The organism is Streptomyces sp. SCL15-4, from assembly GCF_033366695.1.
Lineage (GTDB): Bacteria > Actinomycetota > Actinomycetes > Streptomycetales > Streptomycetaceae > Streptomyces.
The window spans coordinates 3465028-3491809 of record NZ_JAOBTQ010000001.1; the positions used below are offsets into that span (position 1 = coordinate 3465028).

At 74.0% G+C, this 26782-nt stretch carries 17 protein-coding genes and 3 pseudogenes; 9 read left to right on the forward strand and 11 right to left on the reverse strand.

Annotated elements, in window-relative coordinates; genetic code table 11:
• The first annotated feature begins 69 nt into the window (after window positions 1-69).
• Window positions 70-636, forward strand: a complete 567-nt coding sequence (locus tag SCK26_RS14885; protein WP_318201806.1) for a hypothetical protein — start codon at window positions 70-72, stop codon at window positions 634-636.
• Window positions 637-721: 85 nt separating this feature from the next.
• On the opposite strand, the gene purH is transcribed toward SCK26_RS14885, so the two are convergent.
• Complete coding sequence (gene purH, locus SCK26_RS14890; protein WP_318201807.1) at window positions 722-2284, reverse strand: bifunctional phosphoribosylaminoimidazolecarboxamide formyltransferase/IMP cyclohydrolase; 1563 nt, start codon at window positions 2282-2284, stop codon at window positions 722-724.
• The gene (purN, locus tag SCK26_RS14895; protein ID WP_318201808.1) at window positions 2281-2919 is read right to left on the reverse strand and encodes a phosphoribosylglycinamide formyltransferase; all 639 of its coding nucleotides are present in this window, start codon (window positions 2917-2919) and stop codon (window positions 2281-2283) included. The genes purH and purN overlap by 4 nt, the downstream gene beginning before the upstream one ends.
• Window positions 2920-3522: 603 nt before the next feature.
• Here purN and SCK26_RS14900 point away from each other — a divergent pair.
• Window positions 3523-4311, forward strand: a pseudogene (locus SCK26_RS14900) (hypothetical protein); the annotation flags it as partial.
• Window positions 4312-4378: 67 nt separating this feature from the next.
• Here SCK26_RS14900 and SCK26_RS14905 read toward each other — a convergent pair.
• The gene (locus SCK26_RS14905) at window positions 4379-6229 is read right to left on the reverse strand and encodes a DUF6350 family protein (RefSeq protein ID WP_412080745.1); all 1851 of its coding nucleotides are present in this window, start codon (window positions 6227-6229) and stop codon (window positions 4379-4381) included.
• A gap of 111 nt (window positions 6230-6340) precedes the next feature.
• On the opposite strand from SCK26_RS14905, the gene SCK26_RS14910 reads away from it, so the two are divergent.
• Window positions 6341-7306, forward strand: a complete 966-nt coding sequence (locus tag SCK26_RS14910) for an RNA polymerase subunit sigma-70 (RefSeq protein WP_318201811.1) — start codon at window positions 6341-6343, stop codon at window positions 7304-7306.
• 248 nt (window positions 7307-7554) lie between these two features.
• Here the strand turns inward: SCK26_RS14910 and sucD are convergent, their stop codons facing one another.
• From sucD to SCK26_RS14935, 5 genes are all read right to left on the reverse strand, one after another.
• Complete coding sequence (sucD, locus tag SCK26_RS14915) at window positions 7555-8439, reverse strand: succinate--CoA ligase subunit alpha (RefSeq protein WP_318201812.1); 885 nt, start codon at window positions 8437-8439, stop codon at window positions 7555-7557.
• Between the two features lie 26 nt (window positions 8440-8465).
• The gene (gene sucC / locus SCK26_RS14920; protein ID WP_318201813.1) at window positions 8466-9641 is read right to left on the reverse strand and encodes an ADP-forming succinate--CoA ligase subunit beta; all 1176 of its coding nucleotides are present in this window, start codon (window positions 9639-9641) and stop codon (window positions 8466-8468) included.
• 340 nt (window positions 9642-9981) lie between these two features.
• Window positions 9982-11181 (reverse strand): VWA domain-containing protein, encoded by a 1200-nt coding sequence (locus SCK26_RS14925; RefSeq protein ID WP_318201814.1) that lies wholly within the window; start codon window positions 11179-11181, stop codon window positions 9982-9984.
• On the reverse strand, window positions 11178-13949 hold the full coding sequence (locus SCK26_RS14930; RefSeq protein ID WP_318201815.1) for a DUF5682 family protein: 2772 nt from the start codon (window positions 13947-13949) through the stop codon (window positions 11178-11180). The genes SCK26_RS14925 and SCK26_RS14930 overlap by 4 nt, the downstream gene beginning before the upstream one ends.
• On the reverse strand, window positions 13946-15076 hold the full coding sequence (locus SCK26_RS14935) for an AAA family ATPase (RefSeq protein WP_318201816.1): 1131 nt from the start codon (window positions 15074-15076) through the stop codon (window positions 13946-13948). The genes SCK26_RS14930 and SCK26_RS14935 overlap by 4 nt, the downstream gene beginning before the upstream one ends.
• 132 nt (window positions 15077-15208) lie before the next feature.
• Here SCK26_RS14935 and SCK26_RS14940 point away from each other — a divergent pair, with 132 nt between their 5' ends.
• Both SCK26_RS14940 and SCK26_RS14945 read left to right on the forward strand, forming a co-directional pair.
• A complete protein-coding gene (locus tag SCK26_RS14940) occupies window positions 15209-16555 on the forward strand; it encodes an SWIM zinc finger family protein (protein WP_318201817.1) in 1347 nt (448 codons plus the stop codon).
• Window positions 16556-16604: 49 nt separating this feature from the next.
• Window positions 16605-18275, forward strand: a complete 1671-nt coding sequence (locus SCK26_RS14945) for a DUF5691 domain-containing protein (RefSeq protein ID WP_318201818.1) — start codon at window positions 16605-16607, stop codon at window positions 18273-18275.
• On the opposite strand, the gene SCK26_RS14950 is transcribed toward SCK26_RS14945, so the two are convergent.
• A complete protein-coding gene (locus tag SCK26_RS14950; RefSeq protein WP_318201819.1) occupies window positions 18251-18673 on the reverse strand; it encodes a cobalamin B12-binding domain-containing protein in 423 nt (140 codons plus the stop codon). The two genes, SCK26_RS14945 and SCK26_RS14950, sit on opposite strands and share 25 nt — an antisense overlap.
• A gap of 219 nt (window positions 18674-18892) precedes the next feature.
• Between SCK26_RS14950 and SCK26_RS14955 the strand changes: the two genes are divergently transcribed.
• Entirely contained in the window at window positions 18893-19747 is an 855-nt protein-coding gene (locus SCK26_RS14955) for an esterase/lipase family protein (RefSeq protein ID WP_318201820.1), read from the forward strand.
• A 274-nt stretch (window positions 19748-20021) separates the two neighbouring features.
• Window positions 20022-21533, forward strand: coding sequence for a M23 family metallopeptidase (locus SCK26_RS14960; RefSeq protein ID WP_318201821.1), 1512 nt, complete (start codon window positions 20022-20024; stop codon window positions 21531-21533).
• 43 nt (window positions 21534-21576) lie between these two features.
• On the opposite strand, the gene pcrA is transcribed toward SCK26_RS14960, so the two are convergent.
• Window positions 21577-24051, reverse strand: a complete 2475-nt coding sequence (pcrA, locus tag SCK26_RS14965) for a DNA helicase PcrA (RefSeq protein WP_318201822.1) — start codon at window positions 24049-24051, stop codon at window positions 21577-21579.
• A 418-nt stretch (window positions 24052-24469) separates the two neighbouring features.
• Between pcrA and SCK26_RS14970 the strand changes: the two are divergent.
• Together SCK26_RS14970 and SCK26_RS37980 are read left to right on the forward strand one after the other, a co-directional pair.
• A pseudogene (locus tag SCK26_RS14970) lies at window positions 24470-24676 on the forward strand (glycoside hydrolase); the annotation flags it as partial.
• 1089 nt (window positions 24677-25765) lie between these two features.
• Window positions 25766-26128, forward strand: a pseudogene (locus SCK26_RS37980) (C40 family peptidase); the annotation flags it as partial.
• 19 nt (window positions 26129-26147) lie between these two features.
• Here the strand turns inward: SCK26_RS37980 and SCK26_RS14980 are convergent.
• A complete protein-coding gene (locus SCK26_RS14980) occupies window positions 26148-26501 on the reverse strand; it encodes a hypothetical protein (RefSeq protein WP_318201823.1) in 354 nt (117 codons plus the stop codon).
• Window positions 26502-26782 lie beyond the last annotated feature (281 nt).

The following is a 26782-nucleotide window of genomic DNA, read 5'->3' on the forward strand; positions in this document are numbered from 1 at the left end:
TAGAACTTTCCTCCGCACCGTGCCGCGCGTCGTCCCCGCACTTGAGCAACACGACGGAGGAAGTCCGCCATGAGTTTCGGCGACCCGAACAATCCCTACGGCGCCCCGCAGGCGCAGCAGCAGGGCTACGGCTATCCGCAGCAGGGCCAGCAGCCCGGTTACGGCTACCCGCAGGCGCCGCCCGTCGGCGCGTACGGCATGCCGCCCGCGCCCGAGACCATGCCCGGCTCCGTCAGCGCGGCCCGGGTCATGATGTGGGTGATCGTCGGCCTGCAGATCATCGGCGTGGCCCTGTTCGCGTTCAGCGCGGTCAGCGTGAACGCCGCGAAGAACGACAGCGAACTCAAGGACGACGCCGCCTTCCAGCAGCTCGCCGACTACTCGTCGGGCCTGCTGTGGGGGCTCACGCTGTTCGCCGTGGCCTGGACGGTTCTCACCATCGTGCTGGCGCTCAAGTTCGGCAACGGCGGCAACGGCGTCCGCATCACCACGCTGGTCTACGGCATCATCACCGCGATCCTCGGCCTGTACCCGTTCGTCGTGGTCGGCCTGGTGCACACGGTGCTCGCCATCCTGATCGCCTGCTTCGTCGGCGGCTCCAAGGGCTCGGCCTGGTTCAACCGCCCGCGGTACTGATCCGCGACAGCGCCCTGTGGCCACAGGCCGCGTCCCGTCCGGGCGGACGGGACGCGGCCTGTGCCGTACGGTCCGGGCGCGGGGCTCAGTGGAAGAAGTGGCGCGTGCCCGTGAAGTACATGGTCACGCCCGCCTGCTTGGCGGCCTCGACGACCTGCTCGTCCCGGATCGAGCCGCCCGGCTGGACGATCGCCCGGACGCCGGCGTCGATCAGGATCTGCGGGCCGTCGGGGAAGGGGAAGAAGGCGTCGGAGGCCGCGTAGGCGCCCCGGGCCCGCTCCTCGCCCGCCCGCTCGACGGCCAGCTTGCAGGAGTCGACGCGGTTGACCTGGCCCATGCCGACACCGACCGACGCGCCGTCCTTGGCGAGCAGGATCGCGTTGGACTTCACCGCGCGGCAGGCCTTCCAGGCGAAGGCCAGCTCCTTCAGCTCCGCCTCGGAGAGCGCCTCGCCGCTGGCCAGCGTCCAGTTGGCGGGATCGTCGCCGTCGGCCTGGAGCCGGTCGGTGACCTGGAGCAGCACACCGCCGTCGATGGGCTTGGCCTCACCCGCGTTCGCGGGCGCGCCCGGGGCCTTCAGCACCCGGATGTTCTTCTTCTTGGCGAGGGCCTCCAGCGCGCCGTCCTCGTAGTCCGGCGCGACGATGACCTCGGTGAAGATCTCGGCGACCTGCTCGGCCATCTCCTTGCTGACCGGCCGGTTCACGGCGATCACACCGCCGTACGCGGAGACCGGGTCGCAGGCGTGCGCCTTGCGGTGCGCCTCGGCGACGTCCGCGCCGACCGCGATGCCGCAGGGGTTGGCGTGCTTGATGATCGCGACGCAGGGCTCGTCGTGGTCGTACGCGGCACGGCGGGCGGCGTCCGTGTCCGTGTAGTTGTTGTACGACATCTCCTTGCCGTGCAGCTGCTCGGCCTCGGCGAGACCGCCGGTGCCGTCCACGTACAGGGCGGCGTCCTGGTGCGGGTTCTCGCCGTAGCGCAGGGTGGCCTTGCGCGTGTAGGTGGTGCCCGTGAAGTCCGGGAAGCGGGAGTCGTCGAGGGGGGCGTAGGACGCGGCGAACCAGGAGGAGACCGCGAGGTCGTACTCCGCGGTGTGCCGGAACGCCTCGGCGGCCAGCCGCTTGCGGGCGGCGAGGTCGAAGCCGCCGTCCTTGACCGCGACGAGGACGTCGGCGTACCGCTCCGGGCTGGTCACCACGGCCACGGACGGGTGGTTCTTGGCGGCGGCGCGGACCATCGAGGGGCCGCCGATGTCGATCTGCTCCACGCACTCGTCGGGCGTGGCACCGGAGTCGACGGTCTCGCGGAACGGGTAGAGGTTGACGACCACCAGGTCGAACGGCTCCACGCCCAGCTCGGCGAGCTGCGCGCGGTGGCTGTCCAGCCGCAGGTCGGCGAGGATGCCCGCGTGCACCTTCGGGTGCAGGGTCTTCACCCGGCCGTCCAGGCACTCGGGGAAGCCGGTCAGCTCCTCGACCTTGGTGACGGGGACGCCGGCGGCGGCGATCCGGCCTGCCGTGGAGCCGGTGGAGACCAGTTCCACACCGGCCTCGTGCAGCCCGCGGGCCAGCTCCTCCAGGCCGGTCTTGTCGTAGACGCTGACGAGCGCGCGTCGGATCGCCCGCTTGTTGCTCTCGGCGGTCACTGGATAACTACCTTTCGTCCCTCAATGCGATAGCCGTTGCGGGCGAGCCGCCCCACGACCTCGACGAGCAGCCTTCGCTCGACTTCCTTGATGCGCTCGTGCAGCGCGCTCTCGTCGTCCTCGTCCCGGATCTCGACCACGCCCTGGGCGATGATCGGGCCGGTGTCGACACCGTCGTCGACGAAGTGGACGGTGCAGCCGGTCACCTTGGCGCCGTACGCGAGCGCGTCACGGACGCCGTGGGCACCGGGAAAACTGGGGAGCAGGGCGGGGTGGGTGTTGACGAAGCGTCCGCCGAACCGGGCCAGGAACTCCTTGCCGACGATTTTCATGAACCCGGCGGAGACCACGAGGTCGGGCTCGTACGCGGCGACGGCCTCGGCGAGGGCGGCGTCCCACTCCTCGCGGGTCCCGTGGTCCTTGACCTTTCGCACGAAGGTGGCGATGCCGGCGCGCTCGGCCCGGGCCAGCCCTTCGATGCCCTCGCGGTCGGCGCCCACGGCCACGACCCGGGCGCCGTACGCCTCGGGGCCGACGGCGGCGATCTCGTCCAGCAGCGCCTGCAGATTGGTGCCGGAGCCGGAGACCAGCACGACGAGGCGCTTGACTGCCGGGCCGGCGGAGGTGGCGGCCACGATGGGGCCCTTTCTCGGGTTGCGATTCGTGTTCGGCCGGTTTGTACGGTCGTACGAATGCTTCGCGCCCCCGGATACGGGGAAGTCTACGAAGCGGCCGGCCGTCAGCAACGATACCGGCACTCCGGACGGGCCCCTCGGGACGGGTGGCCGGCCGGACGGTAGCGTTCGCGGGGAATCACGAGAGAGCAGCCTCGGGAACGCGGTCGTCGTGCGGTGCGTTCACGGGGAGGAAGCTCACGACGGAACTGCCGTAGTCACCTAAGGGAAGACGCTCTTTTGATGCCCGATCGCAGCCTGCGACACCTCACGTTCCCGCCGCGCCCGGCCCAGGGAGGCGAGCGGGGCGCCGCACTGCTGCGGGAGCGTCCGTCCTCCCCGCCGGCCCGCACCCCCGGGGGTGGGGGCGACGGCTCCGGCCGGGGCGGCCTCGGCGGTTCGGGACACGGTGGACACGGCGGCGGGTACGGCGGCCCGGGGCACGGCGGAGCCGGCCAGGGGCCCGGTGGCTCCGGGCAGGGTTCCGGTGGCTCCGGGCAGGGTGGCGGTGGCTCCGGGCAGGGTTCCGGTGGCTCCGGGCAGGGTTCCGGTGGCTCCGGGCAGGGTTCCGGTGGCTCCGGGCAGGGTGGCGGGCGGCAGGACGACAATCCGTTCGCGCCGCCGCCGGAGGGCGCTCCGGACCGGCCCTGGCGGCCGCGGAATCCGGGTGATCCCGGGAGTTCGCAGGGAGCGGGCGGGCCGGGGCAGGACTCCGGCGCCGGGCAGCAGGGCCAGGGGCACGGCTATGCCCCGTGGCCGGGCGCCGGCGCGGGACAGGGGCACGGGCCCGGTCAGGGGCCGGGGCCCGGTTCCGGTCCCGGGGGCGGGGCGCCTTGGGGCGGTCAGTGGAGCGACCGGCAGCCCGGCTGCTCCCCCGGCGGCTTCGGCGAGCGGCCGGGCGGCGGACCGCAGGGGTCCGGCGGGCCGACCGGTCCCGGCATGCGCTGGGACCCGAGGGACCCGGCCCAGCGGCGCGCGCGGTTCGCGCTGCTGTCCGGCATGTGGGCGGTCTTCTTCGCCTTGTTCAGCTGGCCGTACGTGTCCCTGCTGCTGGGTGCGCTGTCCCTGTACTGGGGCAGCAGCGCGCTGCGCGCCAAGCCGCACCGGCCGGACCCGGACGCCCCGGCCGGCCCGACGCCCCCGCCCGGCCGGCCCCAGACGACGGCGGCCGTCGCCGGCCTGGTCACGGCGTCCCTGGCGCTGATCCTGGTGGCCTCGACCTTCACCGTCCAGCTGGTCTACCGCGACTACTACACCTGCGTCGGCGACGCCCTCACCCACGAGGCCAAACAGTCCTGCGAGACCTTGCTCCCGCACCAGCTGCGGGGCGTCCTGGGAGACCAGGACGGCTGAGGCCCGCTCCTGACCCGAGGACCCGCCGGAGCGATCGGGGCCCGGGACAGAGGCCGCCGGTTGCTCCTCACTCCGAGGAGTGCGGCCGAGTGCCGGGGCCGGGCTGTGGTGGCATCGGGTCGGTGCGCGGAGGGCTGATGGCGGGCGGTTCCGCGGGGGACGGCTCGGTGGGCGGTGCGGGAGCGGAGTCCGACGCGGCCTGTCTCAGGGCGGCCCAGCGGGAGGCGCGGGCCATGTCGTCGTGCCAGTCGCCGGCGTGGGTCTCGGTGAACGGCGTCGGGAACGGGTCCTCGGCGGGGAGGAAGTCGTAGAGGTCCTCCTCGGCGGCCTCCGGCCGAGCGGCCGCCCTCCGCCTCCCCCGGCCCCACCTCCCGGCCCCGGACGCGCTCGCGGCACTCCCGGCGTCCCCGTGACCGCCCCCCGCCGGAGCCCCGGCGGCACCCGCGCCCGGCCCCGGCGGCTCGCCCCTGTCCGGCGTCTCCCCGGTCGCCCCCGGCTCCACCGAGGCCACGAACGCGCCGGCGGCCGTGCCGCTCCCGCTCTCCCCCGGCGTCCCCTCCAGCGCCGCCCCTCCCGCCTCCGCCCCCTGCGCCGGTCCTCCGCCGGAGCGCGGATGCCGGCCGCGCAGCAGCCGCCACGCGCGGGCGGAAAGGGCCACCGGCAGCGCGAGCACCGACGTCCAGACCGCCGCCGCTCCACCGGCGCGCGCCCACAGCGGGCCTAGGCGGGACAGCGCGGCCACGCCCAGGGGTCCGCCGGCGAGCGCGGTGAGCAGGGCGACGGCCACCGCGCAGACCACCGCCGTCAGCAGCACCACTCCCGCCGTCTGGCCGGCCGTCCAGCGGGCCCGGACCGGCTCCCCGGGCCTCGGCCGCCGTACCGCCGCCCGCGCCACGAACCACCCCGCCGTCATCGCGGCCACCGCCGGCACCAGCCCCGCCGCCCAGTTCAGCGGCGCACCGGCACCCGGTTCCGGCACCGCGGCCAGCAGCGGGAACGGCGGCAGCAGCGGAGCGGGGTCGGAGGCGAAGGGGCTGACGAGATGTCCGGCGCCGACGGCGAAGCCGGGGCCGAGGGCGTAGGACGCGGCCCACAGCGCGGCGTTGGGGATCAGCGCGATGCCGAGCAACAGGACGGCGAACCGGCCCGTCCAGCCCTCCGTCAGCTGGAGGAAGGACGCCCGCGCCGCCGCGCCGTGCCACACCAGCGACACCCCGACCAGCAGGGCCCCGCCGCCGAGGAGTACCGCCGTGGCGGCGCCGGCGGCGCGCGCCGCCGCGCCCAGCCGGGCCCGTTCGTCGCCGCCGAACACCAGCCGTCGCACCCGTCCCGGCAGCACCGCGAGCACACGCAGCGCGGGCTCGGCCGGGTGGCCGTGGGCCGACCACACCCCGGCGCCGGCCGCGCCCGCCGCCACCGCCGGCAGGCACACCGTCAGCCAGCCCCAGTGCGGGCGCGGTTCGCCGCCCGCGCAGTACAGCGCCGCGGCGACGCCGACACCCAGATAGCCGAGGACCACGCCCGTCCACGCCGTGCGCGCGGGCACCGGTGGCGGGCCGTCCGGTTCGGCGGGCGCGTCGGTGGCTTCCCGGGCCGCCCGGTACAGCAGCCACACCGGCAGGACGAGCAGCAGCAGCGGGGTGACGCCGACGGGCATGGGGGTGCCGGAGAGCGTGTCGGCGCGGACCAGTTCGACGCCGTGCGCCAGCAGCCACAGGTCGGCGGCGACGTGCAGCGCACCGGCCGGTCCGCTGTCGGGGTACGGCGAGCTGACCCACAGCACCATCACGAGCACGGACAGCGCGCCGAGGCCCAGACCGGCCGCGACGGCACCGCCCAGCAGGCTCGCGGCGAGTCCGGGCGAGCGGTCGCGCAGCCGGGAGAGCGCGGGCGACGACGAGGAGGAGCGAACAGTCATCCGGATCACGCACGCCATGCTCCCAACGACACGCGCTTTCCCGGTGTAACGGGCGAACCTCCGATGTGTCGCCCAATATATGTTTATGTTCTTTTTCGTACGAAAGGGTGCATGGTGACGACGCAGACCACTGCCGGCCCGCCACCGCCGGGAAACCGCCGACGCCTGCGCCGGTCCCGGCCGCTGACGCCGGTTCAGGAGGCGTCCGGGCGGACGGGACCGGACACCACGGACGCGGAAGCGGAGAAACGGACCGGCGTACCGTCCGACCGGCCGCCGCAATTGACGCCCGATCAGGCCTTCGACGCGCTCTACGCCTTCTGCGCGCCCGCTCTCGTACGCCAGACCTATCTGCTCACCGGGCGCCGGGAGCTGGCCCGCGAGGCGGTGGAGCGGGCCTTCCAGCAGGCCTGGCAGCGGTGGCCGGACGTGGCCCGGGACCGGGACCCGGCCGGGTGGGTGCGGGCGGTGGCGTACGACTGCGCGCTCTCCCCCTGGCACCGGTTCCGCCCCCGCCACCGGTCCCCGGAGCCTCCGCCCGCCGACCCGGCCGACCGGGAACTGCTGCACGCGCTGCTCACGCTGCCGCCGCCGCACCGGCGCACGCTCGTCCTGTACGACGGTGTGGGGCTCGACCTGCCGGAGACGGCGGCGGAGACGGAGGCGAGCACACCGGCCGCGGCGAACCGGCTGACCCATGCGCGCGAGGCGGTGGCCGCGCGGTTGCCGGAGCTGGCCGATCCCGCCGCGCTCCACCGCCGGCTGCTCGAACTGGCCTCGGCCGAACGGCTGAGCGCGGCCCGGCCGGCACACGTGCGGACCGGTGGTGAACGCCGGAACGTCTTCTGGACCCGGGCGGCCATCGCCTTCACGGTGACGATCGTCGGCGCGACGACGCTCACGCTGCGGACGGCGCCGACGCGGTACGAGCCGCCGATCGCTCCGGCGCAGGCGGTACGGGGGGTACCGGCGGCGGGCGGGATGGGTCCGCTGTCCCAGGAGGAGCGAGCGCTCCAGGAGAAGCTGACCAGAGCGGAAACCAGCGGCCCGCAACGACTGGCTCCACAGCCGTGGTGAGGACGGCGGCCCGGCGGGAGCGGCATGTCGCGAGTACGGCTCGCCGGCTCACCGCAGGGGTGACTCGCCGGCGGGAGGGCTCCCGGTAGCGGCAACTTGCGGCGCCCCGCAGAGGGCACCGTAAGAGCGGCCGGCTGCACGGGTGGACCGCCGTGGCCGGTTGGGTTCGCGTGGTGGGGGTGGGTGGTGGAACGTCGGCAGGCCCGTCCCGGGGGTGGGACGGGCCTGCCGAGGGGTGGCTATGCCGTTCAGGCCGAGAGGATCTCCCGGGCCAGCTTCGCCGTCTCGGTCGGGGTCTTGCCGACCTTGACGCCGGCGGCCTCCAGGGCCTCCTTCTTGGCCTGTGCCGTGCCGGAGGAGCCGGAGACGATGGCGCCGGCGTGACCCATGGTCTTGCCCTCCGGCGCGGTGAAGCCCGCGACGTAGCCGACGACCGGCTTGGTCACGTTCTCCTTGATGAACGCCGCGGCACGCTCCTCGGCGTCGCCGCCGATCTCACCGATCATCACGATGAGGTCGGTCTCGGGGTCGTCCTGGAACGCGGCCAGGGCGTCGATGTGGGTGGTGCCGATGATCGGGTCGCCACCGATGCCGACGGCCGTGGAGAAGCCGATGTCGCGCAGCTCGTACATCATCTGGTACGTCAGCGTGCCGGACTTCGACACCAGGCCGATGCGGCCCGGCTTGGTGATGTCGCCCGGGATGATGCCGACGTTCGACTGGCCCGGGGTGATGATGCCGGGGCAGTTCGGGCCGATGATGCGGGTCTTGTTGCCCTTCTTGCCGGCGTACGCCCAGAACGCGGCCGTGTCGTGCACGGCGATGCCCTCGGTGATGACGACGGCCAGCGGGATCTCGGCGTCGATGGCCTCGACGACCGCGTCCTTGGTGAACTTCTCCGGCACGAAGATGACGGAGACGTTGGCGCCGGTGGCCTCGATGGCCTCCTTGACGGTGCCGAAGACGGGTACCTCGGTGCCGTCGAAGTCCACGGTCTGACCCGCCTTGCGCGGGTTCACGCCGCCCACGACGTTCGTGCCGTCACCGAGCATGAGCTTGGTGTGCTTCATGCCGGTGGCGCCGGTCATGCCCTGGACGATGACCTTGCTGTCCTTGTTGAGCCAGATAGCCATGGTGGTTTGAGTCCTCGTCCTCGTGCTTACTTGGCGGCGGCCAGCTCGGCGGCCTTGTCGGCCGCGCCGTCCATGGTGTCGACGCGCTGCACCAGCGGGTGGTCGGCGTCCGTGAGGATCTTCCGGCCCAGCTCGGCGTTGTTGCCGTCGAGGCGGACGACGAGCGGCTTCTCGACCTTCTCGCCGCGGTCCTCCAGGAGCTTCAGGGCCTGCACGATGCCGTTGGCGACCTCGTCGCAGGCGGTGATGCCACCGAAGACGTTCACGAAGACGGACTTCACGTCCGGGTCGCCCAGGATGATCTCCAGGCCGTTCGCCATCACCTGGGCGGAGGCGCCGCCGCCGATGTCCAGGAAGTTGGCGGGCTTGACGCCGCCGTGCTTCTCACCGGCGTACGCGACGACGTCCAGGGTGCTCATGACGAGACCGGCGCCGTTGCCGATGATGCCGACCTCGCCGTCGAGCTTGACGTAGTTGAGGCCCTTCTCCTTGGCGGCCGCCTCGAGCGGGTTGGCGGCGGCCTTGTCGTGCAGCTCGTCCCAGTCGTGGCGGAACTCGGCGTTGTCGTCCAGCGACACCTTGCCGTCCAGGGCGAGGACCTCGCCGGAGGCGACCTTCGCCAGCGGGTTGACCTCGACCAGGAGGGCGTCCGACTTGATGAAGGTGTCCCACAGCTTGACCAGGACGTTCGCGACCTTGTCCGCGACCTCGGCCGGGAACTTGGCGGCCGCCACGATCTCGCGGGCCTTGGCCTCGTCCACACCGTCGATCGGGTCGATCGGGGTCTTGGCGACGGCCTCCGGACGGGTGGCCGCCACCTCCTCGATCTCCATGCCGCCCTCGACGGAGGCGATGGAGAGGAAGGTGCGGTTGGCGCGGTCGAGGAGGAAGGAGACGTAGTACTCCTCGACGATCTCCGGAGCGGTCTCGGCGATCATGACCTTGTGGACCGTGTGGCCCTTGATGTCCATGCCGAGGATGTCCGTCGCGCGGGCAACGGCCTCGTCCGGGGTGGCGGCCAGCTTCACGCCACCGGCCTTACCGCGGCCACCGACCTTCACCTGCGCCTTGACGACGGACTTGCCGCCGAGCCGCTCGGTGATCTCGCGCGCCGCCTCAGGCGTGTCGATGACTTCACCGGCCAGCACCGGTACATCGTGCTTGGCGAAGAGGTCCCTCGCCTGGTACTCGAACAGGTCCACGCGCTTCCGTCCCTATCAGTGATCTCGCGGTTCGTTGGATGCGTGGGCGTGCCGCGAAGGGCAACGTGACGTCCGCTTGTCACAAGGGAGGCGCACACGGTGTCCGAGCGCGCGGCATGTCCGTCTCGCAGGTTATCGCCGCTTGAGGGGGCTCCCTAAATCGAGGGTCACACACGCGCGGTGATACCTGTCACATGATGCCGCGATCCCTGGCACGGCGTGCCGTCGTATGGGTGTCGTTGCGTGCCCGCGGGTGATCTGCGCGGTCTCACCGGGCGGGGACGGGCCCGGTGAGACGCGCGGCTGTGCCTGCTCCGGGCCGGTCTCGGGGCCGTCCGGGTCACGCCGGGTCGGGTATCGGCAGCGGGCGCTTCTCCAGGGCCGCCGCCATCACCTCGGGGAACAGGTCGGGGGTGCAGGCGAAGGCCGGTGCGCCGAGCGCGGCGAGCGCCGCCGCGTGCTCCCGGTCGTAGGCGGGCGCGCCCTCGTCCGACAGCGCGAGCAGGGCCACGAACTGCACGCCGGACGCCTTCATCGCGGCGACCCGCTTGAGCATCTCGTCGCGGATCCCGCCCTCGTAGAGGTCGCTGACCAGCACGACGACGGTCTCGGCAGGCCGGGTGATCCGCTCCTGGCAGTAGGCGAGCGCGCGGTTGATGTCCGTGCCGCCGCCGAGCTGGGTGCCGAAGAGCACGTCGACGGGGTCGTCCAGCTGGTCGGTGAGGTCGACGACCGCCGTGTCGAAGACGACGAGCCGGGTGCTGATCGAGCGCATGGAGGCAAGGACCGCCCCGAACACCGACGCGTACACCACGGACGCCGCCATCGACCCGGACTGGTCGACGCAGAGGACGACCTCCTTCCGCACCGACCGCGCGGCCCGTCCGTAGCCGACCAGCCGCTCCGGTACGACCGTGCGGTACTCGGGCAGGTAGTGCTTGAGGTTGGCCGCGACGGTGCGGTTCCAGTCGATGTCGTGGTGGCGCGGGCGCCGGACGCGCGCGCTGCGGTCCAGGGCGCCGGCGAGGGTGGCCCGGGTGCGGGTGGCGAGCCGCTTCTCCAGCTCCTCGACCACCGTGCGCACGACCGCGCGGGCGGTCTCCCGGGTGGTCTCCGGCATCGCCTTGTGCAGCGAGAGCAGCGTGCCGACCAGGTGCACGTCGGGCTCCACCGCCTGGAGCATCTCCGGTTCCAGCAGCAGGGAGGCGAGGTTGAGCCGGTCGATGGCGTCGCGCTGCATGACCTGGACGACGGAGGACGGGAAGTAGTCGCGGATGTCCCCGAGCCAGCGCGCCACGGACGGCGCCGAGGCCCCGAGCCCGGCCGAGCGGTCCCGTCCCGTCTGCGGCCTGTCCCCCTTGCCGTAGAGCGCGGCCAGCGCGCCGTCCATCGCCGCGTCCCGGCCGGACAGCGTGCACCCTGTGCCGTCGGCCTGGTCCCCGCCGAGCACCAGCCGCCAGCGCCGCAGCCGCTCCCGCGCCGGGTCGGTCGCCTGCGCCGGTGCCCGTACCGGTGCCTGTCCGGCCGTCGTGTCCCTCATGTGCCCACCCCCGCGAAGCTCTCGTGGTCTTCCGTGTCCGTCCTGTCCGTGCCGTCGTCCGCCGCCGGGCCGAGCAGCAGCCGCAGCACCGGCAGCACGGCGTCGGCGCGTCCGGTGTCCGGTTCGGCGGCGAAACCGGGGACCGCGGCCACCGGCGCCGTCCCGTCCGCACGGCCGCCGGGGCCGCGCCGGACCAGTTCGCCGAGGGTTCTGCGCACGCCCGGGTCGTACGCCGCGAAGGTGCGCCGCAGCAACGGCAGCACGTCGGTGAAGGCGTCCGCCGGCACCCCGGTCAGCCAGGTGTCGAGCAGGCCGAGCAACCGCTCGTCGTGGACCAGCAGCAGCCCGCCACCGCCACCGGCGAACCCCTCGATCCAGGCGGCGGCATCGGCCGGCGGCGTGCCCGGTGACAGCACGAGCCCCATCAGCCGGGCCGCCTCCTCGGGCCGGGCCGCACCGTCGTCCAGCAGCAGCCGCGCGGCCCGCCCCCGGATGACACCGGACACCGAGTCCCGCGACGACAGCGCCCGCAACACCGTCCGCCAGCGGTCCCGCAGACCACCGCCGGTGCCGTGGCTGCCGGGAAGGAGCGTGCCGTTCCCGCGCGAGGCCCCGCCGTCGCCGCCCGGGTCCGCACCGGCGCCACGCCCGGCACCCTCCGGGCCCGCACCGGTCAGGCTCTCCGTCAGCAGGCCCACCGCGGTGTGGACGGCGTCCACATGGGCGCGCATCTCGTCCGCCGCGTCGGCGTCGAGGGCGGTGCAGGCCGGTGGCAGGCCGACGAAGACGCGCTCGGCGAGGCCCTCGGCGACCTCGGCCAGCGCCCCGGTGCCGGTGCCGCGCACGTCGCCGTAGCGCAGGGAGCGGACCAGGGCGGGCAGGGCCTGGGCGAGGTGGCCGACGTCCGTGTCGAGGGCGGCCCGGTCGGCGAGCACCCGCATGACCACGGGCAGCGCCTCCGGCAGCCCGGCCAGCAGGCACTGCTCGGCGAGCGCGGTGACGTCGGCCAGGGCGCGCGCCGCCACCGCGTCCGCCTCGGCCTTGGCCCGCGCCGCCGCCTGCACGGTCGTCCCCCACACGCCCGCCTCGGCGACCCGCACCGACAGCTCGGGTTCCCAGCGCAGCCGCCAGGTCTCCCGGAACGTGCCCGTGCCGCCCCGGGACCGGGCCGGCTCCCCCCAGTCGACACCGAGCAGCCTCAGCCGGTGCAGCAGCCTGCTGCGTCCGGCGTCGGTGTCGCCGCGCAGGTCCAGCTCCAGGTCGCGCTCCAGCGCCTCGGGCTTGAGCCGCAGCGAGCGCTGCCGCCGGGCCAGATCGCGCTGCAACGGCACCGCGGGCGCCGACTCCGGCACCTCGCCGAGCGCGTCCCCGACCACCAGCCGGTCGTGCACCAGCGCCAGCGGCACGTCCGAGCCCTCGCACAGCACCGCGCGCACCGCGTCGGTGGTCTCGCCGAGGCCGGGCAGCGGGCGGCCCCGCAGCGCCGCCAGCGTCTCCGCGAGCCTGACGGCCTCGATGACGTGCGCGGAGGACACGATTCGGTCCTCCGCGCGCAGCAGCCCGGCCACCTTGGTCAGCCATCGCTCCACCGGCCGGTCGGGGACCTGGAAGAGGTGCTGGTACCAGCCGGGCGACACGATGCCCGCGCCGTACCCGCCGGCCCGGGCCAGCCGGCGATGCGTCCACGGCACCCAGGTGACGTCGGTCTTGATCTTCGGCAGGCCCCGGAGCAGGGCGCGGTCGGCTGCGACGGTGGTCCTGACGCGGAGCGCGGGCACGTGCCAGGCCCCGCACACCACGGCCACGGCGTGCCCGAACTCCTTGTGCGCCGCCCGCAACCGCAGCCGCATATGGGCCTCGCGGACGAGGTCCCGGCGTCCTCCGGCGCCGTACCGCTCGCGCAGCGCCGCCATGGCCTCCTCCACCGCGGCGAACGGCGCGAAGGGGTCGCCGGCGCCCGGTCCCCGGTGCTCGACGACGTCCTCCCACCAGCGCTCCGGATCGTCGTACCCGGCCGCCTCGGCGAGCACGGCGAGCGGATCGACCCGGACCTCCTCGACGCCACCGGCACCGCCGGACCCGCCCTCACGGTCACCCGGCCCCGACCCGCGCCCGTCCGGGCCGTGCCCACCCCCGTCCAGACCGTTCACGCCCCCGTCCGGACCGGAATGCCGGCCCTCGGAGCGGCTCTCCAGGCCATCGGAACCATTCCCGTCGCCGTCGGGGCCGCCGCCGCGCCCGTCCGGGTCGCGCCCGGGCCCCACCGGGCCGTGCCCACCCCCGTCAGATCCGTGATCGCGGCCCTCGGCGCGTCGCCCACGGCCGCCGGCACCACCCGCGTCGGCGTCCGAGCCGCACCCCCGGCCGCCGAGGCCGCCCCCGTCATCCTCCGCGTCGCACTCCCCCGGCTCCTCCCGCCACGCCAGCGTGTGCGTGGCCGGCAGGTCGATGAAGTGGGCCGGGACGTCGTGCGCCAGGGCCCAGCGGATGGCCGCCCACTCGGGGCTGAACTCGGCGAACGGCCAGAAGGCCGAGCGGCCGGGCTCGTCGACGGCGTGCGCGAGGAGGGCGACCGGGGGCCGCAGCACGGGGTCGGCGGCCAGCGGGATCAGCGCGTCGGCCTCGGGCGGGCCCTCGATGAGGACGACGGCGGGCCGGGCCGCGTCCAGCGCGGCCCGCACCGCGCGCGCGGAACCGGGCCCGTGGTGCCGTACGCCCAGCAGCAGCGGCCCCGCGTCGTAGGCCGTGCCCTCCCGGGTGCCGGTCATGCGCCGGCCTCCCGGCAGGCGCGGTAGAAGTCGCTCCAGCCCTCGCGCTCGCGCACGACCGTCTCCAGGTACTCCTGCCAGACGACCCGGTCGGCCGCCTGGTCGCGGACGACGGCGCCGAGGATGCCGGCGGCGACATCGCCGGGGCGCAGCACGCCGTCGCCGAAGTGGGTGGCGAGCGCGAGGCCGTTGGTGACGACGGAGATGGCCTCCGCGGTGGACAGCGTGCCGCTGGGCGACTTGAGCTTCGTCCGGCCGTCGGCGGTGACGCCGTCGCGCAGCTCGCGGAAGACGGTGACGACCCGGCGGATCTCCTCGATGCCGTCGGGCGCGGCCGGCAGATCCAGCGAGCGGCCGAGCTGTTCGACCCGTCGGGTGACGATGTCGACCTCGATGTCGGCGCTCTCGGGCAGCGGCAGCACCACGGTGTTGAAGCGGCGGCGCAGGGCGCTGGAGAGGTCGTTGACCCCGCGGTCGCGGTCGTTGGCGGTGGCGATGAGGTTGAAACCGCGGACCGCCTGGACCTCCTCGCCCAGTTCGGGGATGGGCAGGGTCTTCTCGGACAGGATCGTGATCAGCGTGTCCTGCACGTCGGCCGGGATCCGGGTCAGCTCCTCCACCCGGGCCGTCATGCCCTCGGCCATGGCCCGCATGACGGGGCTGGGCACGAGGGCGTCGCGGCTCGGGCCGTGGGCGAGGAGCCGCGCGTAGTTCCAGCCGTAGCGGATCGCCTCCTCCGGGGTGCCGGCCGTGCCCTGCACCAGCAGCGTCGAGTCACCGCTGACGGCGGCGGCCAGGTGCTCCGACACCCAGGTCTTGGCGGTGCCGGGGACACCGAGCAGGAGCAGGGCGCGGTCGGTGGCGAGCGTGGTGACGGCGACCTCGACGATGCGGCGCGGGCCCACGTACTTGGGGGTGATCACCGTGCCGTCCGGCAGGGTGCCACCGAGCAGATAGGTCGCCACCGCCCACGGCGACAGCTTCCAGCGGGCCGGGCGCGGGCGGTCGTCCTGTGCGGCGAGCGCGGCGAGTTCGGCCGCGAAGGCGTGCTCGGCGTGCGGTCGCAGCGCCTGCGCGGTCTGGTCTCGGTGGGGTGTGGCGGTCGTCGGTTCCGCGGACACAGTCATGGCTGAGGCCCCCTCCAGCTCGGCCGGTTCGGTTCTGGCATCCACCGTGCACCACGCCACTGACAATCGCTGTGACCTGCGCGAACGCGCTCGCCGGAGCGATTGTCAGTGGCGGGGCCTACCGTCGGTGGCATGACTGAGCAGGGGGTGCGCCGGACCGTGGAGCAGGTGCTGGCACTGGCGCCTGACGCCGCGTCACGCACGGCGGGGAGCAAGCTCGCAGTGGCCGGGCCGTGGTCCGGGACCGGGAGCGGGGAGGGGGCGGTGTGGGGGCTGTGCGGGGGCAGTGGCGGCAGGTCGTACCAGACGGTGGTGGACCTGACCGGTCCGGCGTACAGGTGCGGTTGCCCGAGCCGTAAGTTCCCGTGCAAGCACGCGCTCGGCCTGCTCCTGCTGTGGGCGGGTGGCGAGGAAGCGGTGCCGGACGGCGCGCGGCCGCCGGACTGGGCCGGGCAGTGGCTCGCGGGGCGGCGCGGCCGGGCGGAGGCCGGGAAGGCGCGGGACGGAGCGGGTCCGGCCGGCGGGCCCGCCGATCCGGAGGCGGCCCGGCGGCGGGCCGAGCGCCGAGCCGAGCGGATCACGGCGGGCGCGACCGAGCTGGAGCAGCGCCTGGCGGACCTGCTGCGCGGCGGCCTGGCCGCGGCCGAACAGGCGGGATACGGATGGTGGGACGAGACGGCGGCCCGCATGGTCGACGCGCAGGCGCCGGGGCTGGCCGCGCGCGTCCGTGAGCTGGGGGCCGTCCCGGCGTCCGGCGCGGGCTGGCCGGCGCGTCTGCTGGAGGAGTGCGCGCTGCTGCACCTGCTCGACCAGGGCTGGCTGCGCCGGGACCGGTTGCCGGAGGCCCTCGCGGCCACGGTCCGCGCCCGGATCGGCCTGTCCGCCGCGCCGGAGGGCCCGCCGCTGCGCGACCACTGGCTGGTCCTCGCGCAGTACGACGTGGTGGACCCGAAACTGACGACGCGCCGGATATGGCTGCACGGCGCGCGGTCCGGCCGGACCCGGCAGCTGCTGTCCTACGGCGCGGCGGGCCGTTCCCCGGAGCTGTCCCTGCCGGTCGGCCTGGCCGTGGAGGCGGAGCTGACGACGTATCCGGGCGGCGGCCGGGCCCGGGCCGCCCTGGGCGAGCGGTTCGCCGCGCCGGCCCCGGCCGCGTTCCGCCCGCCGGGGACGACCACCGCCGAGGCGGCGGCCCGCTACGGCGAGGCGCTGCGCGACGATCCCTGGCTGGAGTCGGTCCCGGTGACCCTGGACCGGGTGATACCGGTCCCGGACGGCGACCGGTGGCAGCTGGCCGACGCCGACACGGACACGTCCCTGCCGCTGACCGGGTCCGCCCGCGCCCGGCCCGGCCTGTGGCGGCTGGTCGCGCTGTCCGGCGGCGCCCCCGTCACCGTCTTCGGGGAAGCGGGCCATCGCGGGTTCACCCCGCTCACGGCGTGGCCGGCGGACGCGGGCGAGGCGGTGCCGCTGTGCTGACCGGCCGTGCGGACATCCACGGGCAGGCAGGCGTAGAGGAGGAAACGCGATGAACGGGGCACCGAGCGGCGGGGACACGTCGGCACCGGGCGGTACCTGGGAAGAGCTGGTCACCACCGCGCTCCTCGGCACCGACCGGCGCGCCCCGGCGCACGTCCCGCCCGGCCGCACCGCACCGGCCGCGCTGCTCGACGCGGCGGCCGTGGCGACCGTACGGCGGCGGGCCGGGCTGCGTCCCGGCCCGGCGGCGCGCCGGCCCGAGCGGGCGCCCGCCGATCCGCGCCCGCCGCTGCCCGCACCTGCGGCACGCCGGCTCACCGCCCTGCTGGCCGACCGGTCCGGCGGCGCGGGCAGCGGACGGCGGGGCAGTTCCCCGGACCTGATGGAGCTGCTTCCGCAGTGGCTCGCGGCGGCCAACGCGTACGGGTACGCGGCGCCCCCGCAGGCACTGCCGGCCCTGCTCGACGCGGCCCGCGGCCGCACCGACCTGCGCCCGGCGGCGCTGGCGTTCGCCGGCCCGCGCGCCCTGTGGCTGGCCCGGCTGAACCTGGACTGGCGGTTCGCCCTGCGCGCGGCTCCCGGCGGCGGCGCGGCGCTGCCCGACACCGGCGACGCCGAGGCGGTGCGCCGGCTGTGGCAGGAAGGGCTGTTCGCGGAACGGGCGGCGCTGCTCGGCGCGCTGCGCGCCCGTACGCCCGCGCGGGGACGGGAACTGCTGGCGTCGACGTGGGCGACGGAGCGCGCGGAGGACCGGCTGATGTTCCTGGACTCGCTGCGCGCGGGCCTGTCGGACGCGGACGAGTCTTTCCTGGAACAGGCGTTGGGCGACCGCAGCCGCAATGTGCGGGCCACGGCGGCGGATCTGCTGTCGGCGCTGCCGGGTTCGGCGCTCGCCGCGCGGATGGCCGTACGGGCGATGGCGTGCGTGGCCCTGGACCGGACCGGGGACGTGCCGGCGATCGCGGTGGAGGCGCCGCTCGAATGCGACGCGGACATGGAGCGGGACGGCGTGGTGGCCACGCCGCCGGCGGGTCGCGGGGAGCGGTCGTGGTGGCTGGGGCAGTTGGTGGAGTCCGCTCCGCTCGGCACCTGGCCGGGGCGGCTGGGCGGGCGGACGCCACAGGAGATCGTGACGCTGCCGGTGACGGACGGCTGGCAGGGCGAACTCCACGCGGCCTGGTGCCGGGCGGCGGTCCGGCAGCGGGACGCGGCGTGGTCACGGGCGCTGCTCGGCTCGCCGTCGGCACCGGAGGCGGGCGGCCCGGGCGCGGTGTCCCTGGCGGAACGGGCGAAGCTGCTGGCCGCGCTGGAGCCGGACGAACGGGCCGGGTGGGTCGCCGGGTTCATCGCCACCCACGGTCTGTCGGAGGCGTTCCAGCTGCTCGGCGTGTGCGCGGTGCCGTGGGCCGCGCCGCTGGGCCGGGCGGTGGTGGACGCCCTCGACATCGCCCGGGACGCGGGCAGTTACCCGTGGAGCTTCAGCGGAGTGATGGGACTGGCGGAGCGCTGCTTGGACCCGGCGGAGGCCACGCGTCTGGAGACGCTGCTCGCGCTGCCCGAGGAGCCGGAGGACGCCGCGCCGGGCGCCGGCGGGTACTGGGCGGAGGCGTTCCAGCGGCTGGTCACCACGCTGCGGCTGCGGGCGGAGATGACCCGGGAACTCCTTCCGCCCGCCGGCCCGCGGGAGGGAGGCGCTCAGCCGCCGGACGCGGCCGGCTGACGGACGTTCTCCCGCACCCATTCCACGATCGCCGTGGTCGTCGCACCGGGGGTGAAGATCTCCGCGACGCCCTTCTCCTTCAGCGGTGCGATGTCCTCCTCCGGGATGATGCCGCCGCCGAAGACGAGGATGTCCTCCGCCTCCCGCTCCTTGAGCAGGTCGATGACCGCGGCGAACAGCGTGTTGTGGGCGCCGGAGAGGATGGACAGGCCGATCGCGTCGGCGTCCTCCTGGATGGCGGTGCCGACGATCTGCTCCGGAGTCTGGTGGAGCCCGGTGTAGATGACCTCCATACCGGCGTCGCGCAGCGCCCGCGCGATCACCTTGGCCCCGCGATCGTGGCCGTCGAGCCCCGGCTTGGCGACCACCACGCGGATCGGACCGGCTGCCACACCCATCACTGCCTCCATCAAGCGACCACGGAAGCGATCGCTTCCGTTCCACCGACAAGTACCGCACTTTTGGCGCGTTCCGCCATCGTCGAAGTGAACGAACGTTATCCCCAGCATCCCGCACCCGGCGGTTTTACGGTGCGCGGCGAGGGGGAAATCACATGGTGGGACATGAGGCACACGGGGGTCGAGGACGACCCGCGCGTGCCGACAGGAGGTCGGCCAATGAAGGTCACCGGAGCACTGCCGCTCTTTCTCCCGCTCTGCCGCCGCCTGCGGCCGGGCAGACTGGCCGGACTGTCCATGACACTGCTCCGGGCGACGGCCCTGGACGCCGCGATCCTGGCGGCCCACCTGCTGCTGTATCCGACCGGTCTGATCCGCGAACGCCACCCCGCCGCCCTGCCCGCCCCGGACGACGGCACCGCCCGGCTGCCCATCCGCCCCGCTCCGCCGGTCGTGCTGCTGCACGGCTTCATCGACAACCGCTCGGTGTTCGTCCTGCTGCGCCGCGCCCTCGCCCAGCACGGCCGGCAGCGCGTCGAGTCGCTCAACTACTCACCGCTCACCTGTGACATACGTGTCGCCGCGGAGCTGCTCGGCCGGCACATCGAGGAGATCTGCGAGCGCACCGGCAGCGCGCGGGTCGACATCGTGGGACACAGCCTCGGCGGCCTGATCGCGCGCTATTACGCCCAGTGTCTCGGCGGTGACCACCGGGTGCGCACGCTGGTCACGCTGGGCACGCCGCACTCCGGGACCCGGGTGGCGCCGCTGGCGGACGCGCATCCGATCGTGCGGCAGATGCGGCCGGGCTCCGCGGTGATCGAGGAGCTGACCGGTCCCGCGCCGGGCTGCCGGACCCGGTTCGTGAGCCTCTGGAGCGACCTGGACTCGCTGATGGTCCCGCTGGAGACGGCCTGCCTGGAGCACCCCGATCTCGACGCGCACAACGTGCGGGTGACCGGCATCGGCCATCTCGCGCTGCCCGTGCATCCGGCCGTGGCGGCCGTCATACGCGAGGTCCTCGACGCGCCGCACCCCGAGGACCGGATCACCGGCGGTCTGACGGTGGCCTGACGGCGGCCCGGGACCGGCCGGGCGTCGCGCGAGCGGCGGCGCGGCGGGGCACACGGACGCCCCACAGGCCGTGCACAGTCGTCACTTGGCGTCACTCGACATCGAACATTCTTCGAACGCAAAGCCAAAGTCGGGTTGGGAGCCCCCGAAACACGGCCGAATGCCCGTTTACGGCCCACGCGAAACCGTCCGAAGATTGTCGCGCCCAGGTACCGCCGGGTACAGTCGCCGCACTGCTCTGGCAGCCCCTGTTGTCGAGGCGAAAGAGAAGTTGGTGAACGACCGTCACCCGTCGGGGACGATGACCACCCCGGCCCCGGCTTCCGACGCCTCCACCGGGCACTACGCGCCGTACGGAGCACAGGAAGCCTCCTACGACGACCTCACCACGTACGGCGGCTATGACGCCACCGGTTTTGCCGATGGTTCCGCGAGCACCACGGGCTTCCACGCCGACCCGCTCTTCGGCAGTCTTCCGGGCAGCGAGCCGACCACCGGCGCGTACGGCACCGCCCAGTGGCAGACCGGCACCGGCCCGCTCCCGGCCTACGACCCGTACGCGGCCCAGCATGTCGCCGCCTACGACTCCGGCGTCTACGACAGCACCGCCTGGACCGTCCCCGCGCAGAACACCGGAAACGATGTCAGCGGCCAGTGGGACACGGGTGCCTGGCAGCAGCCCGACCCGTCGGGCACCACCGGCTCCGCCCAGCAGTGGGAGTGGGGCACCCAGACCTTCGACACGGGCGCGTACGACGCCACGCAGTGGAACTCCGCCGGACAGACCGCGCCGGCCGGGCCCGAGCGGGACGGTGAACCGTTCGACCAGCAGGCCACCGCGACCTTCGAGGCGGTCGGCACCCACGCCCCCGGCGCCCCGGACCCCGCCTTCGCGCACGAGCCCTACGCCGACACCGAATTCGCCGAGGCGCCGTCCGTCCCGGACGAGGCGGACACCACGGGCGAACTGCCCGCCGTGACCGTGCTGCTCGACGGCCAGGAGGAGGCCACACCGGTCCCGGCGGCCCGCACGGGCTCGCGCGGCGCGGCCCGCTCCCGGCGCCGTACGCCCGCCAAGCGCTCGGCGCTGCTCACCGTCGCCGTGCCCTCGGCCTGTGTGATGGGGGTCGCGGGGATCGCCGCCGCCTCGGTCGGCGCGCTCTCCGACGACTCCAAGGACACCGCCACCACCGCCTCGGACGCGCAGCCGGTCAAGCCGGCGGTCGCCAACAGCAAGCTGGACTCCCAGCTCCAGACCCTCTCCGCCGGCGCCGACGACTTCGCCGACCGGGCGAGCCGCACCCAGGAGCGGATCGACCTCAAGGCGCAGCAGGAGATGGAGAAGAAGAAGGCGGCGGCGGAGGCCGCGCTCAAGGAGCGGCTGCGTCCCAAGTTCGCGCTGCCGGTCGCGCAGCACGGGCTCAGCGCCTACTACGGCCAGGCCGGCATCAACTGGATGTCGGTGCACACCGGCATCGACTTCCCGGTCTCCTACGGCACCACGGTGCTGGCCGCCACCGACGGCACCGTCACCACCAAGTGGAACAGCGCCTACGGCAACATGATGATCGTGACGGCGAAGGACGGCACGGAGACCTGGTACTGCCACCTGTCCAGCTACCGCGTCGCCTCCGGTACGACCGTCAAGGCCGGCGAGCCCATCGCCTACTCCGGCAACTCGGGCAACTCCACCGGCCCGCACCTGCACTTCGAGGTCCGGCCGGCGGGCGGGTCGGCGATAGACCCTCTGCCGTGGCTGCGCAGCCACGGCCTGGACCCCACCTAGCCCGCGGGGCCCCGCTTTCCGGCGGGGCCCTCTTCCTTACCGGCTAGAGCTTCTCCACCGGCGCGTACCGCAGCAGCAGCCGCTTCGGCTTGGTGTCGCCGAAGTCGACCGTCGCCTCCGCGTTCGCGCCCGTGCCCTTCACCGCGACGACCGTGCCGAGCCCGAACTGGTCGTGGGTGACCCGGTCGCCGACCGACAGCGCGACCGTCGGCTTCTCCGCCGTGCGCCGGGTGGCGAACCCGGAGGCGCCCGACGCCGAGGAACGCGAACGGGTCGAGGACAGCGAGGCCGCGATCCCGGACGCCGGCGCCGCGGCCGTGGCCCCGGTCCGCTTCCACTCCACATGGGCGGGCGGGATCTCCTCCAGGAAGCGGGAGGGCGGGTTGTACGACGGCTGGCCCCAGGCGCTGCGCAACGCCGACCGGGTGAGATACAGCCGCTCCCGCGCGCGCGTGATGCCCACGTACGCCAGGCGCCGCTCCTCCTCCAGCTCCTTGGTCTGGCCGAGGGCCCGCATGTGCGGGAAGACGCCGTCCTCCATGCCCGTCAGGAACACCACCGGGAACTCCAGGCCCTTGGCGGTGTGCAGGGTCATCAGTGTGATGACGCCGCCGCCGTCCTCTTCGTCGGGGATCTGGTCGGAGTCGGCCACCAGCGCGACCTGCTCCAGGAAGTCGGACAGGGTCCCCTGCTCGCCCTCCCCGCGCTCCTGCTCGAACTCCAGGGCCACGGCCGCGAGTTCCTGGAGGTTCTCGATCCGGGTCTCGTCCTGCGGGTCGGTGGAGGACTGCAGTTCGGCCAGATAACCGGTGCGCTCCAGGACCGCTTCGAGCACGGTGGCCGGTCCGGCGCCGGACTCGACGATCGTGCGCAGCTCCTCCATCAGCGTGTTGAACCGCTTGACCGCGTTGGTCGAGCGCGCGGCCATGCCGTACGCCTCGTCCACCCGCTTCAGGGCCTGCGGGAAGCTGATCTTCTCGCGCTGGGCGAGGGCGTCGATCATCGCCTCCGCGCGCTCGCCGATGCCCCGCTTGGGCACGTTGAGGATGCGGCGCAGCGGCACCGAGTCCTCGGGGTTGGCGAGGACGCGCAGATACGAGAGGACGTCCCGGACCTCCTTGCGTTCGTAGAAGCGGACGCCGCCGACGACCTTGTAGGGCAGGCCGACGCGGATGAAGACCTCTTCGAAAACACGGGACTGGGCGTTGGTGCGGTAGAAGACGGCGACGTCCGAGGCGCGCGCCTCGCCCGCGTCGACCAGGCGGTCTATCTCGTCGGCGACGAACTGGGCCTCGTCGTGCTCGGTGTCGGCGACGTACCCGGTGATCCTGGCGCCCTGGCCGGCGTTGGTCCACAGGTTCTTCGGGCGGCGGGACTCGTTGCGCTCGATGACCGCGTTGGCGGCGGACAGGATGGTCTGCGTGGAACGGTAGTTCTGCTCCAGCAGGATCGTCGTCGCGTCCGGGTAGTCCTCCTCGAACTGGAGGATGTTGCGGATCGTCGCGCCCCGGAAGGCGTAGATCGACTGGTCCGCGTCGCCTACGACGCACAGCTCGGCCGGCGGGATGTCGTGCTCGTCCGGCGGTGTGTCCGCCTCGCCGGCGCGCTCCCCGGTGCCGACGAGTTCCCGTACGAGGGCGTACTGGGCGTGGTTGGTGTCCTGGTACTCGTCGACCAGGACGTGCCGGAAGCGGCGGCGGTAGTGCTCGGCGACGTCCGGGAAGGCGCGCAGCAGGTTGACCGTCGTCATGATCAGGTCGTCGAAGTCCAGCGCGTTCGCCTCGCGCAGCCGCGACTGGTACAGGGCGTAGGCCTGGGCGAGGGTCTTCTCGAAGCCGTCGGCGGCCTGGGCGGCGAAGTCCTCCTCGTGGATCAGCTCGTTCTTCAGGTTGCTGATCTTGGCGCTGAAGGACTTGGGCGGGAAACGCTTGGGGTCGAGGTCCAGGTCGCGGCAGACCAGGGCCATCAGACGCTTGCTGTCGGCGGCGTCGTAGATCGAGAACGACGAGGTGAAGCCGAGCTTCTTGCTCTCCCGGCGCAGGATGCGCACGCACGCGCTGTGGAAGGTCATCACCCACATCGCGTTCGCGCGCGGGCCGACGAGCTGCTCGACGCGCTCCTTCATCTCGCCCGCGGCCTTGTTGGTGAAGGTGATCGCGAGGATCTGGCCCGGGTGGACGTTCCGCTCGGCCAGCAGGTGGGCGATGCGGTGGGTGAGCACGCGGGTCTTGCCGGAACCGGCGCCGGCGACGATGAGCAGCGGGGAGCCGGCGTGCACGACGGCGGCGCGCTGGTTCTCGTTCAGCCCCTCCAGGAGGGCCGCCGCGTCCAGCGCGGGGCGCGGGGCGCCGTCGCGGTAGTGGGTGTCCCGGTCGGGCGGCAGGTCGAACTTCCCGCCGAACAGATCGTCCGGAATCGGCTCCGGAGCGTGATCGTCCTCGGGCGGCGGAGGCACCTCCTCGTGCCCGCGGGGGGTCTGGAGGTCCGCCAGGAAGCTGTCGTCAAAGAGGCTGCTCATCGCTCTCCGAGTCTAGGGCGCCCCACCGACAACCGGTCCCCGTCCCCGGAACATGGCCCGTTCCCGGGGTGGTTGATCTTTCCGGCGCACGGCGTCACCCAGCGGAAGTACCTGGTCACCGATGCGCGCACCGGCCGCAGGTCACGGAAATGTATCGGACATAGCGGCCACCAACCTTCACAGAAGACTCACGAGTTGGCTAGGTTGCCGTCAGGCCGCACGACACCCTCTCCGGCGAACGTCGCCGGGCCGTACGGCCTCCGCCGAGTCCGGCGCCCCGCGCGGCGCCCGGAGCCGGGGACCCACCGATCCCGGGGCGAATCGGCCGACTCCCGCCGGGACGACGCCGTAGGGCGACCCTTCCCGGCGTCCGCCCGGACCCACCCGGCAGGCGGCAGCACGGAAGGAGTCGCCTCCCTTGGCGTCGCACCGCAAGCCGCGCCCCGGCGGCACCCAGACGACGGGCATCCGCACTCCCGCCCTCGCCACCGCCGCGCTCACCTCCATGGCCGTGCTCACCCAGTCCGCCGAGGCCCTCTCCCCGACCGGCCACGCCGGACCGACCCCGGAGGAGATCGAACGAAAGATCGACGACTTCTACCGCCAAGCGGAGTCGGCGATGGAGACGACGTCCGGGGGCGGCAGGGCTCGGGCGGGACGGGGCGGCCGGGGGATTGTGAATGAGCGGGGTGAGCGGGGTGAGCCGGGCGGCCGTGGGGAGCGAGGGGCAGGTTCGGAGCTGAGGGCGCGCGCGGAGCTGGATGGGAGCGCGGACGGGAGTCGGCGCGGGGAGCGCGCCTTGGGCGCGGGGCAGGGCGGGCGCGCGGAGCGGGCGGGGCTCGCCGAGTGGACTGGGCGGAGTGCGGAGAGCGGGCGCGCGGGCAGGGCCGGGCGCGCGGGCGGAGGCGCCGTACGGGGCGAGCGGACCGAATCCGGCGGAGGCATCGGACGGGGCGGGCGCCCCGAAGCGGACGGCGGCACCCGAGGGGGCGAGCGGCCGGAACCAGCCGCACGCACCGGATGGGACGGGCGTCCGGAGGCGGGCAGGTGGGCCGTGACGAGCGGGCGCGCCGAGACTCCGCGCGGTGCGGACGGCAGTCTTCAGCGGCTCCGCGACGAGGTCGCGCGGCGGGCCCGGCAGCGCACTTGGCCCACCGCCCGGGGTGTGATCGCGGTCCAGGGCGGCACTGCGGCAGGGCAGGCCGAGCGCGGAACGGCCGGAACGGAGCACGGAACGGGCCGACCGGAGCCAGGCACAGGCATGGAGCAGGCCGGGCCCGGTACGAGCCGGACCGAGCCGGGCATAGGCCAGGCCGAGCGCATCACGCACGCCACCGCTCACGCCGAGCGCGCTACCGGCCCCACCGGACAAGAGGCCGGCCGTCCCGAGCGCACCCCCGGCCGCCCCAGGCCCGCTACCGGCCGCCCGGAGCGCGCCACCCCCACCGGACACACGACCCTCGCTCCACCCCTCCGAGCCACCCTCGCTCCACCGCTTCAGGCCGTCCCGACGCCCGCTGTAGCCACGCCGGTCCCGGCCGGCGCGGCGGGCGCGCGGGACGCCGTCGCGGTGGCGGCCTCGGCGGACAGGCGGCCGGACACGTCCGCCGGCGGTCCGAAGGCGGCCAAGGCCACCGTCGGGAAAAAGCTCGCCCACGCGCGAGTGCTGCTGTCCAGGCGGGCCGCCCAGGCCCCCGCGACACCCGCCGGCGCCTACGCGACCAAGGCCGGCAAGGCCGTCGCCTTCGCCCGGGCCCAGCTCGGCAAGCCCTGTGTGTGGGGCGCCGCAGGCCCCGGCTCCTACGACTGCGCCGGACTCACCCAGGCCGCCTGGAAGTCCGCCGGCGTCACCCTCCCGCGCACGGCGCCCGCGCAGGCCGGCGCCGGCACCCCGGTTCCGCCTGCCGAGGCCCGCGCCGGTGACCTGGTCTTCTTCCACGACGGCGCCGGCCACGTAGGGCTCTGCACGGGTGACGGCATGATGATCCACGCGCCGAGGCCGGGCGCGTACGTCCGCGAGGAGCCGGTCGCCGCGCTCGGCGGGTCGGCCGTCCACAGCGTGGTACGGCCGGGCTGACGCCGAGACGCGCGGGAGATCAGGTCCAGAGGACGGCGATGAAGATGTTGACCATGGTCAGCAGCCCGACCAGCCCGAAGATCCCCTTGTCGATCCGCTCCTCGTCACGCTTCACATAGACGAGGCCGAGGATCACGATCAGCAGGGCCAGCTTGACCCCGAGCTTGATGTTGTTGAGGTGGTGGTCCTCGGCCTGGTCGAGCCCGACCAGAGCCACGCCGGTGACCAGCATGGTGATCGCGCCGTGCAGCATCCCGGGCACGAACCGGGCCGTGCCCTGGCCCATCGCCTTCATCTGGGTTAGGAAACCGCCGAGCAGCGCGGCGATGCCGATGATGTGCAGGCCGACGAAGAGATGGATGAGTACGTCCATGGAGCCGGAGCCTAGCCAGCCCCCACCGGTCGCCCTGCCACCGGCCCCCGCCGGCACCCCGCCCCACCCTCGACGCCGCCCCCCAAGCCCCGACCGGATCACGCATACCGGATCGCGCATAAACGCGCCCCACAGCGCCCATAGCACCCCACCACCCCCGCCAGTCACCGTTTCCCCGCTTCGGTCATCACGCCCCGTGAAAACGACGACTCCGGACCGATCACGCGATCACTGCGGCCACGCCACGATCAGCGCGGACCAGTTCCGCACACCGTGTCACC

What these genes read in the sequence shown, in the direction of transcription:
- SCK26_RS14885 (WP_318201806.1), top strand. Translation starts at nt 70, where the DNA reads ATGAGTTTCGGCGACCCGAACAATCCCTACGGCGCCCCGCAGGCGCAG.
- SCK26_RS14905 (WP_412080745.1), bottom strand. Translation starts at nt 6,229, where the DNA reads ATGACTGTTCGCTCCTCCTCGTCGTCGCCCGCGCTCTCCCGGCTGCGC.
- SCK26_RS14910 (WP_318201811.1), top strand. Translation starts at nt 6,341, where the DNA reads ATGGTGACGACGCAGACCACTGCCGGCCCGCCACCGCCGGGAAACCGC.
- sucD (WP_318201812.1), bottom strand. Translation starts at nt 8,439, where the DNA reads ATGGCTATCTGGCTCAACAAGGACAGCAAGGTCATCGTCCAGGGCATG.
- SCK26_RS14925 (WP_318201814.1), bottom strand. Translation starts at nt 11,181, where the DNA reads ATGAGGGACACGACGGCCGGACAGGCACCGGTACGGGCACCGGCGCAG.
- SCK26_RS14930 (WP_318201815.1), bottom strand. Translation starts at nt 13,949, where the DNA reads ATGACCGGCACCCGGGAGGGCACGGCCTACGACGCGGGGCCGCTGCTG.
- SCK26_RS14935 (WP_318201816.1), bottom strand. Translation starts at nt 15,076, where the DNA reads ATGACTGTGTCCGCGGAACCGACGACCGCCACACCCCACCGAGACCAG.
- SCK26_RS14940 (WP_318201817.1), top strand. Translation starts at nt 15,209, where the DNA reads ATGACTGAGCAGGGGGTGCGCCGGACCGTGGAGCAGGTGCTGGCACTG.
- SCK26_RS14945 (WP_318201818.1), top strand. Translation starts at nt 16,605, where the DNA reads ATGAACGGGGCACCGAGCGGCGGGGACACGTCGGCACCGGGCGGTACC.
- SCK26_RS14950 (WP_318201819.1), bottom strand. Translation starts at nt 18,673, where the DNA reads ATGGGTGTGGCAGCCGGTCCGATCCGCGTGGTGGTCGCCAAGCCGGGG.
- SCK26_RS14955 (WP_318201820.1), top strand. Translation starts at nt 18,893, where the DNA reads ATGAAGGTCACCGGAGCACTGCCGCTCTTTCTCCCGCTCTGCCGCCGC.
- pcrA (WP_318201822.1), bottom strand. Translation starts at nt 24,051, where the DNA reads ATGAGCAGCCTCTTTGACGACAGCTTCCTGGCGGACCTCCAGACCCCC.
- SCK26_RS14980 (WP_318201823.1), bottom strand. Translation starts at nt 26,501, where the DNA reads ATGGACGTACTCATCCATCTCTTCGTCGGCCTGCACATCATCGGCATC.